General features: G+C 69.4%; 8 protein-coding genes and 1 pseudogene. 6 read left to right on the top strand and 3 right to left on the bottom strand.

Annotated elements, in window-relative coordinates; all coding sequences use genetic code 11:
* Nucleotides 1–158 precede the first annotated feature (158 nt).
* Complete coding sequence (locus ACFV9M_RS19055) at nt 159–806, top strand: TetR/AcrR family transcriptional regulator (RefSeq protein ID WP_385070695.1); 648 nt, start codon at nt 159–161, stop codon at nt 804–806.
* A gap of 29 nt (nt 807–835) precedes the next feature.
* On the opposite strand, the gene ACFV9M_RS19050 is transcribed toward ACFV9M_RS19055, so the two are convergent.
* The gene (locus tag ACFV9M_RS19050) at nt 836–1,855 is read right to left on the bottom strand and encodes an amidase (protein ID WP_385070698.1); all 1,020 of its coding nucleotides are present in this window, start codon (nt 1,853–1,855) and stop codon (nt 836–838) included.
* Between the two features lie 37 nt (nt 1,856–1,892).
* Between ACFV9M_RS19050 and ACFV9M_RS19045 the strand changes: the two genes are divergently transcribed.
* The 5 genes from ACFV9M_RS19045 (at nt 1,893) to ACFV9M_RS19025 (ending at nt 14,042) form a co-directional block, all read left to right on the top strand.
* A complete protein-coding gene (locus tag ACFV9M_RS19045; protein ID WP_385070701.1) occupies nt 1,893–2,048 on the top strand; it encodes a hypothetical protein in 156 nt (51 codons plus the stop codon).
* 372 nt (nt 2,049–2,420) lie between these two features.
* The gene (locus tag ACFV9M_RS19040) at nt 2,421–6,110 is read left to right on the top strand and encodes a LamG-like jellyroll fold domain-containing protein (RefSeq protein ID WP_385070705.1); all 3,690 of its coding nucleotides are present in this window, start codon (nt 2,421–2,423) and stop codon (nt 6,108–6,110) included.
* Between the two features lie 198 nt (nt 6,111–6,308).
* Nucleotides 6,309–12,800 (top strand): RHS repeat-associated core domain-containing protein, encoded by a 6,492-nt coding sequence (locus ACFV9M_RS19035; RefSeq protein ID WP_385070707.1) that lies wholly within the window; start codon nt 6,309–6,311, stop codon nt 12,798–12,800.
* Between the two features lie 104 nt (nt 12,801–12,904).
* Nucleotides 12,905–13,336, top strand: coding sequence for a hypothetical protein (locus ACFV9M_RS19030; RefSeq protein WP_385070709.1), 432 nt, complete (start codon nt 12,905–12,907; stop codon nt 13,334–13,336).
* 361 nt (nt 13,337–13,697) lie between these two features.
* On the top strand, nt 13,698–14,042 hold the full coding sequence (locus ACFV9M_RS19025; protein WP_385070719.1) for a hypothetical protein: 345 nt from the start codon (nt 13,698–13,700) through the stop codon (nt 14,040–14,042).
* A 128-nt stretch (nt 14,043–14,170) separates the two neighbouring features.
* Here the strand turns inward: ACFV9M_RS19025 and ACFV9M_RS19020 are convergent, their stop codons facing one another.
* Both ACFV9M_RS19020 and ACFV9M_RS19015 read right to left on the bottom strand, forming a co-directional pair.
* Nucleotides 14,171–14,854: a transposase family protein gene (locus ACFV9M_RS19020; protein WP_385102496.1), complete on the bottom strand. Its 684-nt coding sequence runs from the start codon at nt 14,852–14,854 to the stop codon at nt 14,171–14,173.
* Nucleotides 14,855–15,157: 303 nt separating this feature from the next.
* Nucleotides 15,158–15,442 (bottom strand): annotated as a pseudogene (locus ACFV9M_RS19015) (ISAzo13 family transposase); the annotation flags it as partial.

The raw sequence follows: 15,442 nt of genomic DNA, 5'->3' as shown, positions 1-15,442 counted from the left end.
GTGTGCGCGAGGTTAGGCTCTCCGTCACGTCGGACCATGGGAATGAGTCGAGGGAGCGAAGCCGTGGAGAACGAGCAGCCCCAGCGGCGCGGACGCGGACGCCCCCGAGAGGTGGTGCGGCGTCGGCCCGGCGAGGGTCCCCCCTGGGCCATGGCCCGATGAGCGATCCGCCGACCACCCGCGCCATCCTGGCCGCGCCGCACAGGGTGCTCCTGCGGGACGGGACCAAGGGGCTGACGCTGGTCGCGGTCGCGCGCGAGGCGCACGTCGACGTCACCACCGTCTCGTACCACTTCGGCACGCGTCACGGGCTCATCGAGGCGCTCATGGACCGCCTCTACGCCGGTCCGACGTCGGAGTTCGCCGCACGGGTCGCCGATCTCCCCGACATCGGCGACCGGTTCCACGCCTATTTCGACGGCGTCCGGTCCATGTACGCCGACCGTGACGCCACCCAGGCCTACTTCGAGATCGCGGTCATGGCGCTGCGCGACCCCGCGCTGCGGTCCCGCCTGGCCCAGCTGAACAAGTGGATCATCAACGAGTTCGGGACCGCCATCGAAGCGGATCCCCAGATGTTCGACCGCGTCCGCGCCGAGCTGACCTTCGCCGCCGTGGACGGCATCGAGTTGCACCGTGCGCTCGCCGGCGACGACTACTCCGCCGACGAGGTCCTCGATCTGCTCGAACGGCTGCTGCGGACGACCCTGCCCGGCGGCGTTGCGGACGTGCGGTCCGCGGAGGAGGGCTCCGGTGGCCGGGACGGCGGTGGCGGGGCGTCGGCGGGCGGCCGTCAGGACTCCTGACCGGCGGGGGACGGCCGGCCCGGCAGCGCTCAGTGAGCGGAGGTGATGAGCGACGGCGGCCTCTTCGCGACCCAGCCCGTGGCCTGTTCGTAGGCGTGGGCCAGTTGCAGCACGGCCAGGTCGGCGTGGTGCTTGCCGATGAGCTGGACGCCCATGGGCAGCCCCTGTCGGCTGAAGCCGACGGGCATGCCCAGCGCGGGCAGGCCGGTCAGTGACCAGCAGGCCGCGGTCTCCATCCAGCGGTGGTAGGTGTCCATGGCGCGTCCGGCGATCTCGGTGGGCCAGTGCACCTTCTTGCCGAAGGGGAACACCTGCGCCGAGGGCGCGAGGATGAAGTCGTAGGTCTCGAACAGCTTCTGTACGGCCGCGTACAGGTCGGTGCGGGCGGCCGCCGCCCGGGAGACGTCGAGGCCGCTGAGTTCGAGTCCCCGCTCGATCTCCCACACCGCTTCGGGCTTGAGCAGCTTCCGCCGGGCGGGGTCGGTGTAGTAGTCGTAGCCCGCCCCGGCGTTGCCCCACCAGCGCCAGGTCAGGAACGTGTCCCAGATCTTGTCCGGGTCGTACGAGGGAAGGGCGCTGTCCACGCCGCATCCGATGGACTCGAACGCGGCGAACGACGTCTCGCACAGGTCGAGCAGCCCCGGCTCGGTGGCCAGGTGGCCGTTCCAGTCCCCGACCCAGGCGATCCGGGTGCCGCGGAAGTTCCGCTGGAGGGAGCGGGTGAACGCCGAGGAGTCGCCGTCGACGGCGAGGGGTGCGCCGGCGTCGGGTCCGGCCATGACGGACAGCAGTGCGGCCAGGTCGGCGGCGGTGTGTGCCATGGGCCCGACGACCGCGGGTGTGGCGATGAAGCCCGATTCGGGTACGCGCCCCCAACTGGGCCGGAATCCGAGGACGTTGTTGAAGGCGGCCGGGTTGCGCAGCGATCCCATGAAGTCGCTGCCGTCGGCCACGGGCAGCATGCGCAGCGCCAGGGCGGAGCCCGCTCCGCCGCTGCTGCCTCCTGCCGTGCGGTCGGGGTCGTAGGCGTTGCCGGTGGTTCCCCACACCGTGTTGTAGGTCTGCGACCCGAGCCCGAACTCGGGTGTGTTGGTCCTGCCGCACCCCGGCACGGACGAGAACCCCTGGCTGGCGGAGACCGGCAAGACCACCACCCAGACCCTCCGGACCGGAGGCGATCTGCCCTCGCACCTCGTCCTCACCGTCGTCGACGCCGAGACCGAGAGCGAAGACGAGGCATAGGACCGGCCTGACCGACCGGCCCGCACCCGAGGAACACGCTCCAGCGACTCCCGACTCCCCGTGGTGCCGAATTCGAGCGGAGCACCAGAACCGGAAATACGCCGGCCGATCCTTATTCGCCGAAATGTCGATGAGAGTTCATCCCGTCCCGGGTTTTTCTATCGCCGGAGGATTCCGCGGGGAGTGTTTGTGTGCGCGCTGCCGAAGCATCTCCCCCTCTCCGCCAAAAGGTGCTTGTCATGTGCAGGAAGTCGATGTTGGAATGTGGCTGCTCCTGGGGGGCTTATCGGGGCTTGACATAGGAAGAAAAAAGGGGGGCCGGTGCGTAGGCGTTTCCGAAGACGCGTGGGGTCGGACGGAATTCTGACGGTCTTGACGGCTGCCGCTCTGCTGCTGGGGTTCACGCCCACGACGGCGCAGGCGGCCGCGCACACAGGCGCCGCCACAGCCGCTGAGGACGCCTCCGTGGAGAGCGAGGCGGCGCAGGCGCTGGTGCAGGCGGAGGAGACCGGTGAACGCGTCGAGGTGACGGGCGAACGGTCGGAGGACACGACCGTCTATGCCAACCCCGGCGGGTCGACGTTCACGCTGGAGCAGTCGGCCGTCCCGCTGCGGGTGGCGACGGCCGACGGGGGCTGGGAGTCTCCGGACGCGACCCTGGTACGCCGGACGGACGGGACGGTGGCACCCAAGGCCGCCGCCGTGAGCATGGAGTTCTCCGGCGGCGGGGGCGACGATCCGCTGGTGCGCATCGAGGAGGACGGCCAGTCTCTCGCGCTGGGGTGGCTCGGCGCACTGCCGGAACCCGAACTGGACGGGACGAGCGCTGTGTACCGCGACGTCCTGAAGGACGTGGATCTTCAAGTCACAGCCTCTGTCGAGGGTTTCCGGCATGTCCTGGTCGTCAGAACCCCCGAGGCCGCCGCACAACCCGAACTGCACCAGATCGAGTACTCGCTGCGGACGTCGCAGCTGAGTGTCGTCGAGAACAACAGCGGCGGCTACAACGCTGTCGACGCCGACGGCAACTGGGTGTTCCGGGCGCCGCGGGCGCAGATGTGGGACTCGGCGGGCGCCGGTGCCGCGGCGCCGGCGGCGGAGACGTCGTCCCTGCGGGCCGCCGACGCCTCGACGGATCCCGGTGAGCAGGCGGACGGCGGCGAGGTGGGTGCCGAGCCGATGGCCGGTGACACGGTCAAGCCGATGGACGTCGCGGTCGACGAGGACTCCCTCACGGTCACGCCCGACCCCGAGCTGCTGGCGGACACCGAGGCCCAGCACTTCCCGCTCTACATCGATCCCACGGTGACCTGGGGCGAGGCGGAGCGGACCCTGCTGCGGTCGGACGGCTACGAGTCGTACGGCTGGGGCAACGGGGACGACAACCTGGGCAAGGGCGTCGGCAAGTGCGGTACCTGGGGCGGGTACTACTGCGGCCCGGGCTATACGCAGCGCCTCTACTTCGAGTTCTCCCCGGCCAACCTCAAGGGCAAGAGGGTGCTGGACGCCACGTTCCGGGTGACCGAGCCATGGGCGTTCCAGTGCGACCCGAGGTGGGTGCAGCTGTACCGGACCAACAACATCTCCTCGTCCACGACGTGGGCGTCGCGCCCCGCCCATCTGGACCTGGTGGGTGACCGGAACGTGTCCGCCGGCCGCGGTTCCTCGTGCGATCCGGACACCCCGGCGGCTCCCATCGAGTTCAACGACGACCCGAACGAGAGCTACGAGAACCTCACGCCGACGGTGAAGAGCTTCGCCGACGGCAAGTTCTCGCGCCTGACCCTGATGCTCAAGGCCAAGGACGAGACGGACGCGTCGGCCTGGAAGCGGTTCCGCAACGACGCGGTCCTGGCCGTCACCTACGTGGGACTGCCCGCGGTACCGACCAGCCCGACGGTCGCGTCCTCGTGCGAGACGAACGCGGCGGACCCGGCCTGGATCTCCGACCCGACACCGAAGTTCAGCGCGCGGGTCCAGGCGGCCGCGGGCGGTGAGGGCGGGGCCAGTCTGCGGGCCCGCTTCTACGTGCAGCGCAAGACGTCCGACGGGTGGTCGGAGGTGGCGACCGAGCCGGTCCGCCCGTCCAGCGGCTACGTGGGGGACAACGCCACGGTGACCGTGGACTCCCCGGTCACACTGGCGCAGAACGCCTCCTACCGGATGGCCGTGTTCACCCGCTCCTACTACAACAGCGGCGACAGTTCGATCGAGAGCCACAGCACGGTGACGACGAAGGGCTGGTGCTACTTCACGATCGACTCGACCCGTCCGAAGGCACCGACGGTCACCGCCCCCGCCGGAGCGGTGTACGCGGTGTGCCCGGACGACGGGGACGGCTGCGGTGAGGCGACGGGCGGGCCCGGCGTCGCGGGGCAGTTCACGTTCACCAAGAACTCCGCCGACGCCAACGTCGTCGCGTTCGAGTACAAGCTCGCCACCGACAAGGTGTGGACGAAGGCGGCCGCGACGAGCACGCTCACCCGCTCGGTCAAGCCGGCGCTCTCGGGCGTCCAGGTCCTGTACGTGCGGGCGGTGGACAGCGTGGGGACCGGCCAGTCGGGGGAGACCGCCGCGATCCGGTTCAACGTCGCCGAAGGCGAAGGCCCCTTTGGGCTGTGGCACTTCGACGACTCCGCCCCGGGCTCGGGGGCGACCGCCGCGGCCGACGCGGGGACGGCGCCGGGCAGCCGGCACGACCTGACGCTGCGCACTGCAGGGGCGGGCTGGTCGACGTTCTCCCGGACCGGTGAGGGAGGACGGTCGCTGTGGCTGAACGACACCACGAACACCGCCAACCAGACCGGATACGCGGACTCGTCCGGCCCCGTGGTCAACTCTCAGTCCTCGTTCACGGTGTCGGCCTGGGCCTACCCGGCGGACGACACCGCGTTCCGCACGGTGCTGTCCCAGACCGGCAGCGACAACAAGGGGTTCTCGCTGTACTACTCGCCGGGCGTCGGCCGCTGGGTGTTCCTGATGTACTGGTGGGAGAACGGCACGCGCAAGTACATCGGCGCGAACGCCGACGCGACGCCGGGCATCACGCTGAAGACCTGGACGCATCTGGCCGGGGTCTACGACGGTGACGCGCACACCCTGAGCCTCTTCGTGAACGGGCAGCGCCAGGGCGACCCGGTGCCGGTTCCCGAGGCGGGCTGGGCGACCGTGGTCGACGGCAACTTCCAGATCGGCCGTGCGGGCGGCTACAACGGCACGTTCAACAACTACTGGAAGGGCCGCGTGGACGAGGTCGCCGCCTTCCAGACCGCTCTGCCGGACGCCGAGGTCGCCAAGGTGGCCAAGCTCCTGACCGCGGACGAGAGCGCCCGCGCCGTGGAACTCGTGGCGGCCTGGCAGCCGCAGGGCAGCACGGGCACCGCCGCCCTCACCGACACGGTCAGCGGTTATGGCCGCGGCCTCCAGCTGAACGGCGGGGCGTCCGTCACCGACGACGCGATCGTGCTGGACGGTGTCGACGACTCGGTCACCGCGCCCGGTCCGGTCGTCGACGACCGGGAGTCCTTCACGGTGACCACCGAGGTCGAACTGGACCAGACGGTCCTGGACGGCAAAGCGAACGGTTACACGGCCCAGGTGCTCGGACAGCGGACGGCCGGCGGTTCGGCGTGGGGTCTGTGGTACCAGCGCACCGGCGTCGAGGAGTACATCGACGAGGAGACGGGCGACCTGCTGACCCGGCCCGTCGGGTTCTGGCGCTTCGGCCGCCTCAACGCCGACGGCTCCTTCACCGCGGTCGACTCCGAGGAGGCGGCGGCCGGTGGCGCGGTACGGCTGACCGGGGTGTACGACGCCCAGGAGGGGACGATCCGGCTTTACCTCGCCTCCACCCAGAACGGTGTGGACACCGCGTACACCGCGGTGATCGGCTCCGGGGAGCTCGCCGGCGGCAAGGGCTTCGTCGACGCGGCCTGGGGCCACTACCTGCCCGGCCGGATCACGGACATCAGGATCTGGGCCGGTGCCGCCGCCGACAGCGACCAGGTCGGCGCCATGGTGGGCGTCGCCCAGGACGACGAGAACGACGACGTGTCCGGCTGATCGGCTGATCCCGTGAGACGGCCGGCCCTGTCCCCTGGGGCCGGCCGTCACACCGGGGCCTTCTTTTGCTCGTACGGCGCGGTGCCCGCACGCACGGCCGCTTACCCATGCTCAGTTCACCCGTGACCCTGATGGGGGTTGTCAGTGTTCGGAAGACGGATGCCACGCGGCAGCCATTGGCATGATCGTGTCAGAAGTGTGCTGTTTCTGCTGGTGTCGGTGGCGGTGGCCGGCGGCGGTCTGACGCCGGTAGCCCAGGCTGCGGGCGGCTCGCCCGACCTGAAGCCCCTGTGGGAACGGCAGGTCACCCCGACCGAGGAGGTGACCGGGCTCGGCGCCGAGGGGGAGCGCGCGGCGGTGTCCACCGGGAGGAAGAAGAACAAGACCCAGGCCGACAGCGCCGAGGCCGAGCAGCGGGCCGCCTGGCCGCAGGGCGGCAGCGGCCGGATATCCGTCTCCGCCGCGGGCAGGAAAGCCCCGGCGCAGGTCGGCGGACTGCCCGTCGCCGTCGCCGCTCCCGAGGCGGCGACGTCGCCCGCCGACGGAACCGTGCGGGTGAAGGTACTGGGCCACCGGGCCGCGACCGACGCCGGTGTCCGCGGCGTCGTGCTCACCGCCGAGGCCACCGAGGCGGGGACCGCCGACATCAGCGTGGACTACGGCGCCTTCGCCTCCGCGTACGGCGGTGGCTGGTCGGGCCGTCTGGGCCTGGTCCGGCTGCCGGAGTGTGCCCTGACCACACCGGAGAAGGCCGAGTGCCGCACCACCACCGAGGTGGCGTCGGCCAACGACGTCTCCGGCCGGACCGTCACCGGAACGGTCGCTCTGTCGGCCGCCGCCCCCACCGTGCTGGCCCTCGCCGCGACCACGTCGGGGGAATCCGCATCCGGTTCGGGCACCTACGCGGCGACTCAGCTGTCTCCCTCCTCCACCTGGGAGGCCGGCGGGTCGTCCGGGGCGTTCACCTGGTCCCACCCCGTGCAGGTCCCGCCCGCGCCCGGACCGTCTGCGGACCTCACCCTGAGCTACGACTCCGGGGCGGTCGACGGGAGAACCGCTTCGACGAACAACCAGTCCACCCAGATCGGCGAGGGCTTCACCTCCACCGCCGACTCCTACATCGAGCGCACCTACGGGGCGTGCGACGAGGACGGGCAGACGGACAAGTTCGACCTGTGCTGGAAGTTCGACAACGCCAGCCTCGTCCTGAACGGCAAGTCGTCCGAACTGGTCAAGGACGACACCACGGGCACGTGGCGGCTGAAGAACGACGACGCCTCGACGGTGACCCTGTCCACCGGCGCCGACAACGGCGACGACAACGGTGAGCACTGGACCGTCACCACCGGGGACGGCACCCGGTACGTCTTCGGCCTGAACAAGCTGACCGGCGCCGGCACCGAGCGCACCAACTCCGTGTGGACCGTCCCGGTGTTCGGCGACGACTCCGGTGAACCCGGCTACAGCCAGGGCGGCGCGTTCGCCGACCGGGCCGTCACCCAGGCGTGGCGGTGGAACCTCGACTACGTCGAGGACCTGCACGACAACGCCATGTCGTACTGGTACACCAAGGAGACCAACTCCTACGCCAAGAACGGCGCGAGCACCGCCACCGCCTCCTACACCCGGGGCGGCTACCTCACCAAGATCCTCTACGGGCAGCGCGCCACGACCCTGTTCACCGGCGTGACATCCGCCAAGGTCGAGTTCGCGTACGCCGAGCGCTGCACCGCCTCCGACTGCTCCGAACTGACGGACTCCACCGCCCCGAACTGGCCGGACGTCCCCTTCGACTCGATCTGCGCCTCGGGTGACGACTGCCTTGCGACCGGACCGTCGTTCTTCACCCGCAAGCGGCTGACCGAGATCGACACCTACGTCTGGTCCGCCGGCACGAGCGCGTTCACAGCCGTCGACACCTGGAAGCTGACCCAGCAGTACCTCGACGGCGGTGACATCGGTGACACCACCGACCAGACCCTGACGCTCAAGAGCGTGCAGCGCACCGGCAAGAACGGCACCGCGATCGGCCTGAACCCGGTCACCTTCACCTACGACATGCGGCCCAACCGCGTGGACGGCGACCGGGACGACATCCTGCCGCTGACCAAGCCCCGCATCCGCACGGTCACCTCGGAGACCGGTTCCATCACCGACGTGACCCTCTCGGACCCGGAATGCGTGCGCGGCAGCTCCGTGCCTGCGGCCGAGGACGAGAACACGTCGTCCTGCTACCCGCAGTACTGGCACGTCAACGGCGCCGAGGAAGCCTCCGTCGACTGGTTCCACAAGTACCGCGTCACCGACGTGGTCACCAGCGACCCCACCGGCCACGGCGCGACCATGGAGAGCCACTACGCCTACGGCACCCCGGCCTGGCACTACAACGACTCACCCTTCACCCCGGCCGACGAACGCACCTGGTCCATCTGGCGCGGCTACCGCACCGTCACCGTCACCCAGGGCTCCGGCTCCGGCCTGTCGAAGAAGACCTCGGTCTACCTCCAGGGCATGAACGGCGACCGGCTCCTGGCCGCCGACGGCACCCTGGACCCGGACGCCCGGCGCACCGCGACCGTGCCCGGCACGGACCTCACCGGCCTGGACGTGCCCGACCAGACCGACAGCGAGCAGTTCGCCGGCTTCCTCCGCCAGGAGATCACCTACAACGGCGCGACCCCCCTCTCCGTCACCGTCAGCGACCCCTGGTCGAAGCGGACCGCCACCCAGCACAAGTCGTACGCCGACACCGAGGCGTACTACGTCCGCACCGCCAGAACCACCGGCCACACCTATCTCACGGCCACCCAGTCCTGGCGCTCCACCGCCTCGGCCACCACCTACGACGACTACGGCATGGCCGTGAAGGCCGAGAGCACCGGTGACGTCGCCAAGACCGGCGACGAGACCTGCACCCGCACCTGGTACGCCCGCAACGACAGCCTCGGCATCAACTCCCTCACCTCGCGCACCCGCACGGTGGGCCGGGCGTGCTCCGTCGCCGAGGCGGACCTGTCCCTGCCCACCGGCGCGGCGACCTCCGGTGACATCGTCTCCGACACGGCCACCGTCTACGACTCGGCCAGCGCCACGGCCTGGACCACGACGCAGACCCCCACCAAGGGCGAGGCGACGTGGAACGGCCGCGCCTCGGCCTACCCGGCCACCGCCTCCGAGGGCGAGCGCGCCCCGTCGTCCTGGCAGACCGTCAGCCGCGTCACCTACGACACCCTCGGCCGCCCCGCCACCACCACGGACCCCGCCGGCAACCCGACGACCGTCACCTACACCCCCGCCGACACCGGTCCGCTCACCCGCACGCAGACCAAGGACGCCAAGCTCTACAGCACCTACGCCTACATCGACCCGGCGCGGGGCCAGACCACCAAGACCTTCGACCCGAACAACCGGATCACGGAGACGGCCTACGACGCGCTGGGCCGCACCACATCGGTGTGGCTCCCGAACCGCAGCCACGCCGGCGGACAGAGCGCCAGCTACGTCTTCGACTACTCGATCTCCAGCACCGCCCCCTCCTGGACCTCCACCGGCACCCTGAGGGCGGACGGCACCACCTACTCCACCTCCTACACGATCTACGACTCGCTCCTGCGCACCCTCCAGACGCAGACCCCCGGTGCCACCAGCGGCCGGATCCTGACCGACACCCGCTACGACAGCCGGGGCCTGGCCTACGAGGCGTACGCCGACATCTTCGACACCGCCGCGCCGTCCGGGACGTACGCGCAGACCGAGTACGGGGAAGCCCCCAGCCTGACCAGGACCGGGTACGACGCCGCCGGACGCCCGACCACGACGACCTTCCTGGTCGGCGGCGTCCAGAAGTGGCAGACCACCACCACCTACACCGGTGACTCCACCGCCACCAGCGCCGTCACCGGCGGCTCCGCGAGCCGCACGATCACCGACGCTCTCGGCCGCACGGTCGAGACCCGCCAGTACGCGAGCACCTCGCCCGCGGACAGCGAGTACGGCACGGGTGTGGGCGCCGACTTCGCCAGGACCCGGTTCACCTACACACCCGCCGACAGACAGAAGACGATCACCGGCCCGGACGGCGCGGTCTGGTCGTACGCCTACGACCTGTACGGCCGCCAGGTCTCCGCGACCGACCCGGACAAGGGCACCACGACCACCGGCTACACGGCACTCGACCAGGAGGCCTGGACCAAGTCGGCCGGCGGGCAGGCGGTGATCTCCGCCTACGACGTGCTCGGCCGGGTCATCGACACCTGGAAGTCGGCGGCCGGCGCGGACCTCACGAACGCGTCGGTCCTCGCGGCGCAGAAGACGGACGCCAACAAGCTCACCCACCTCACCTACGACACCGTGACCTCGGGCAAGGGCAAGGCCGCCACGTCCACGCGGTACGTCGGGGGAGCAGCCGGCGGCAAGGCGTACACGCAGGCCGTCACCGAGTACGACAGCCGCTACAACGTCACCGGCTCGAAGCTCACCCTTCCCGCCGACGAGCAACTGGTCACCTCGGGCGCCCTCGACTCCAACGTCCTGGACTTCACCGCCCACTACAAGATCGACGGCACCCTGGAGCAGACGACCGAACCCGCGGCCGGCGGCCTCCCGGCGGAGACCATCGAGTACGACTACTCCGCCCAGGGCCTGCCCACCACGCTCAGCGCCGGCGGCAAGGGCATCGTCCTGAACACCATCTACACCGACCTCGGCCAGGTCTCCACCCTCCGCCTCGGCGCCTCGGAAGCGACCGGCACGAACAAGGTCGACATCGCCTACGGCTACGAGGACGGCACCCACCGCCTCCTCCAGACCCAGGTCCATGCACAGACCCACGCCTACGACGCGCTCAACCTGCACTACACCTACGACGACGCCGGCAACGTCACCGAGATCGCCGACACCACCACCCTCGCGGGCACCGGCAAGGCCGACACCCAGTGCTTCGCCTACGACGGCTACCAGCGCGTGACCGAGGCATGGACACCGACCACCGGAGACTGCGCGGACAGCGGGCGCACCGTCACCAACCTCGGCGGCGCGGCCCCCTACTGGACGAGCTACACCTACGACGACGCCGGCCAGCGGGCGACCGAGACCACCCACGGCAGCAGCGGCTCGACGACCACCACCTACTGCTACAAGGAAGGCACCGCCCAGCCCCACACCCTCCTCGCCACCACCACCGGCACCTGCACCGGTACCACGGCCCAGTACGCCTACGACGCCGACGGCAACACGACGAAGCGCCCGGACGACAGCACCGCGCAGAAGCTCGACTGGGACAGCGAGGGCCGGCTCACGCGCCTGACCGAGGACCCGACCGGTGCCGCCCGCGCCACGGACTACCTCTACGCGGCCGACGGAAACCTGCTCATCCGCCGCAACACCGCCGGCGACGGGGAGACCGTCCTGTACCTGGGCGCCACCGAGGTGCACCTGAAGGGAGGCAAGGCGTGGGCCAACCGCTACTACACCCACGGCGGCGAGACCGTCGCCCTGTGCAGCAACCAGTCCGGCACGTCGAAGACCACCTACCTCACCGGTGACCAGCACGACACCAACACCGTGGCGATCACCTCCGACACCCAGGCCCTGACCAAGCGGTACCTGACCCCCTTCGGCACCGAACGAGGCAGCAGCGCCGCAAGCTGGCCGGACGACAAGGCGTTCCTGGGCAAGACGAAGGACAGCGACACCGGCCTCACACACGTCGGCGCACGCGAATACGACGCCGCAATCGGCCAATTCATCAGCGTCGACCCACTCCTGCAGACCGACATCCCCCAGACCCTCAACGGCTACAGCTACGCCGCGCAGAACCCGATCACCCAGGCGGACCCCAGCGGCATGGGCCTGGCCTGCGGAGGGCACGGTGATGACGCCGCCTGTCCGACGAGGCCCGACGGTACCCCGGGGAATGGCCGACCCAACGAAGCCGTCAAGCCCGTGTATGCCTGCCCTAGCCTCATCAACCCGCAGTGCCCGGAGTACACGGGCGGCACCGCTAGCGGCGGATCGGGGAGCCGATCGGGCAGCGGGACCGCCAGCGGATCGCGCAACGGGACGCTCAGTATGCCGGGCAGCACGAAGGCGGACACGCCGCATATGGGTGCGCCGTACAAGTCGGAGTGGAGCCTGTGGGACTACTTCAGTCCCTCCATGTCTCACTCGATCGCACTGTACGACGACCTGACGAAGGGTGCGTGCGCTGCCGGACTCAAGCTGTCGTGCGCCCTGTGGAAGCACTATCGCGGGGCCAGCGGGGACGACTACGACCTGGACGCGGCCACGGTGGACGACCTGTTGAACGATGCGGGAATGCGCGGACTCATCAGTCGTCAGGTGAGCAGTTGGGGACGTGAAGCGGCCGGTAGCTGCAAGGGAAGCAAGGCGTGTACCTTCAGCGCGGACAGCGGCTGGCTCCCGGGAACCTTCAAAGGCCTCGACGCCAAGAACGCCATCGGCAACGTGAAGTACCGCATCAACGCCTCGGTGACGGTCGGCGCAGACGATCGCGTCACCAGCACCTATCGTGTCAACCTCTTCAAGAACTGGAACTTCGACCGGGGGAAGAAGGCAGCTGTCCCATACAGCGGGGCCTCGATCGACTTGGGCCAGTTCCTGGATCTCCATGAGCACGGATACGCGAGGGAGTACGACATGCTCGGTACCAGCTCACTGCATGACTTCTAGCCGATGGGAATCAGTGCGACATGAAGATTCGGATCAACGGACGCAGACTGGCCTGCAGGTTCCTTCTGCCAGCTCTTGTTGCACTGGCCTGCTGGGGGTGTGGTGTGGCTGATGCGGAGTCGAGCGTTCGAGCCGGCGTGCAGGACGGCTCTCGGATGTACGACGAGTGCGCCGACGGACGGAGCCTTGAGAAGATCCAGCAGGTCTACGGTCTCGCCATTCCCGCCGCGGCGGAGAACCTGCGGTACTGCGAACAGGAGAACTGGTCGGGCAGCGAAGGGGAATTGCAGTTCGATACGTCCAGAAAATTGCTGCACGCGTTCCTCTCCGAGTCCGGGCAGGACAACTTGCAGTTGGTGAAGGGCGAGCCCGCGAACACGGAGAGGGAATGGCAGGAAATCCCTACCGGAGTACAGATGGAAAGCGGCACCTACGTCAACCGGATCGGCGGATGCGACAACGCCATCATGCTCGATGTCCAACCGTTGACGGCCGAGCGAGTGCGCGTCTACCTCAGTGTGATATGTGCTTCATGACCGGTTCGGTGTGGGCCGCGGCGCTCTGATGCGCTGCCCGTCTACAGACGGCTCGGCCTCTCGGGCACCGAGAGGCCGAGCCGCCTGGTCAGACAGGTGCAGCCGTAACCCCGGTCGCTGGCCGCCTGGCTTCGTTCACTCCTCTTAACCTCGCGCTTTCGCGAGGTGGGGTGTCCGAGGCTTGATCAAATAAGCGCACGCAGCAGCCCACTCTCCAACGCCCACGGCCCAGGTAGCTGCGGGAGGGGACCGCTCCCGTTTCTGGTCCGTTCTGTGTGCCGCCCTCATCGCGCCGGCGGCCCTGGCGGCCGGTGCCGCGTGCTTGACGATCTTCAGGTGCAGGTTGATCCGGGTGCGGGAGATGACCGCCGCCCGGATGTCCGGCCGCCACGTCGGCCGGGACGGGGCGCGCCACGGCTCGCCCGGCCGCCAGCCCTCCCCGCGCGGGCGCTCGCGCAGCTTGGCGGTGGTGGTGGCGGCAGCTCCCCTCTCCACCGGCGCTGGTGGCGGCAACTCCGCACAGCAGAAAGCCGTCCATGTGGACGACGGCTGCAAGGACTGGGGCTTGCTGTCCAGCGTCTGCCGCAGCGTCGGAGAGGTCTTCTACGGCGCCGTCAGCAACGTCCCGCACGCCGTCGAGTACGCCGGCTGGATCTGGGACGACGACTGCTGGGGTGGCGGCCCGGGCACCCACCCCGGGCTGTGACTACGGCGCCCGGTTCGACCAGTGGGTGGCCGAGCACGGTGACGACATCGAAGGCGACGCCTATCTCGTTCCCAGCGCCGCAGCCGCCTTCCTGACCCACAAGCCGACCAGCCTCAAAGGCAGGCCCATCAGCTTCTCCGCCGCAAGGAAAGTGAAGATCGACATGCCGCATATACTCGATCGGCACACCGCGGAGGGGAAGACCTATCAGCAGAGCGTCCGCGACGTGGAACTCCAGGGCAGCGTGCGCTACGAAGGACAAGTTCTACGACCACATGACTCCGAAGCAGATAGAGAGCGCCGTCCGTCAGGCCTGTCGAAACGCTGGAAGTCCGATCAAAACGCAGGGAGACCGCTACCTCGTGAGAGGTGCCGGCAAGGGAATGACGATCGGGCTCTGGTGCAACAAGGTGACGCAAACAATCGAAACGGCATATCCGATCGGGCGTGGATGATGTTTCGGGTCTTCGTGGAAGCCGAGTCGCTGGAAAAAGCCGGGTCCGGCGCGATCTGGGGCTCTTGCCGTCCACTGCGAGGCCGCGGAGCCCGGTTGGCTTCAGGCGGCGGTCGGCGAGCCAGCGCCCGACAGCCAGGTCCAGCGCGTCGCCGTCGATGCGGGCCAGCAGTCGGCGGACCGTGGTCCCGGCGGGCAGGACCCGCCTGGGCAGAAGCGGATCGGGGTCGGCACCGACCTGTTCCAGCACATACCCAGGGGCATCGGCGATCCATTCGCCGACCGCCAGCAGCGAGGTCGCTCCGGCCAGCACCGCGCACGCGGTGAGAGCGAGCACAGCGGCCAGGCGGTGGCGCACCCCGCGTGGGTCACGCGGGTCCGGCACCTCAGCCAGCCGCTCCAGCAGGCCCGGGACCTCCCCGGGTCCGACCTGCGGATTCTCGCGCAGTTGGTCAAGGGCAGGCGGGATCAGAGATGATGCGTCGGCAGGCACGGTCTTCCACTTGGATCACGGGGCGTAGAGAACTCCATGATCTTGGAAGCCGTGCCTGTCACGTTCCGGGAGCACCGCTGAGCCGGCAGTTCACCACGAACCGGGCGTCACGCGACTACGCCGAAGCCCTGGGGAGTGTCGAAAAATAAGTCCTTGGTCTTGGCGTGGTCATGAGCTCGCGAGATCGCGCCCGGCGATCGCGGCAAGTTGTTGGGCCGTGGTCACGGTGAGGGCGCCGGTGGAGGCGGTGTGACCGAGTGCGGTGAGTACTGGGGTGGCGTCCCAGAGGGTCGCGCCGATCCGGCTCTTACTCAGGCCAGTCGCCTCGGCGAGCACGGCGTTCGTCATGGACCAGCGCTTTTTGAGGAGGAAGACGACGAGTTGGTCGGCGGCGGACAGCCGTCTGCCGCCGGCACCGGGGCCACCATCGGGACGTTTTCCGGGAAGGAGGAT

The organism is Streptomyces sp. NPDC059895, assembly GCF_042731035.1.
GTDB lineage: Bacteria > Actinomycetota > Actinomycetes > Streptomycetales > Streptomycetaceae > Streptomyces.
Note: the sequence above shows the minus strand (reverse complement) of the source record. Positions and strands in the feature narration are given on the sequence as shown.

Bases quoted from the DNA above. Each gene is read 5' to 3' on its own strand.
- ACFV9M_RS19055 (WP_385070695.1), top strand. From the start codon at position 159: ATGAGCGATCCGCCGACCACCCGCGCCATCCTGGCCGCGCCGCACAGG.
- ACFV9M_RS19025 (WP_385070719.1), top strand. From the start codon at position 13,698: ATGACCGCCGCCCGGATGTCCGGCCGCCACGTCGGCCGGGACGGGGCG.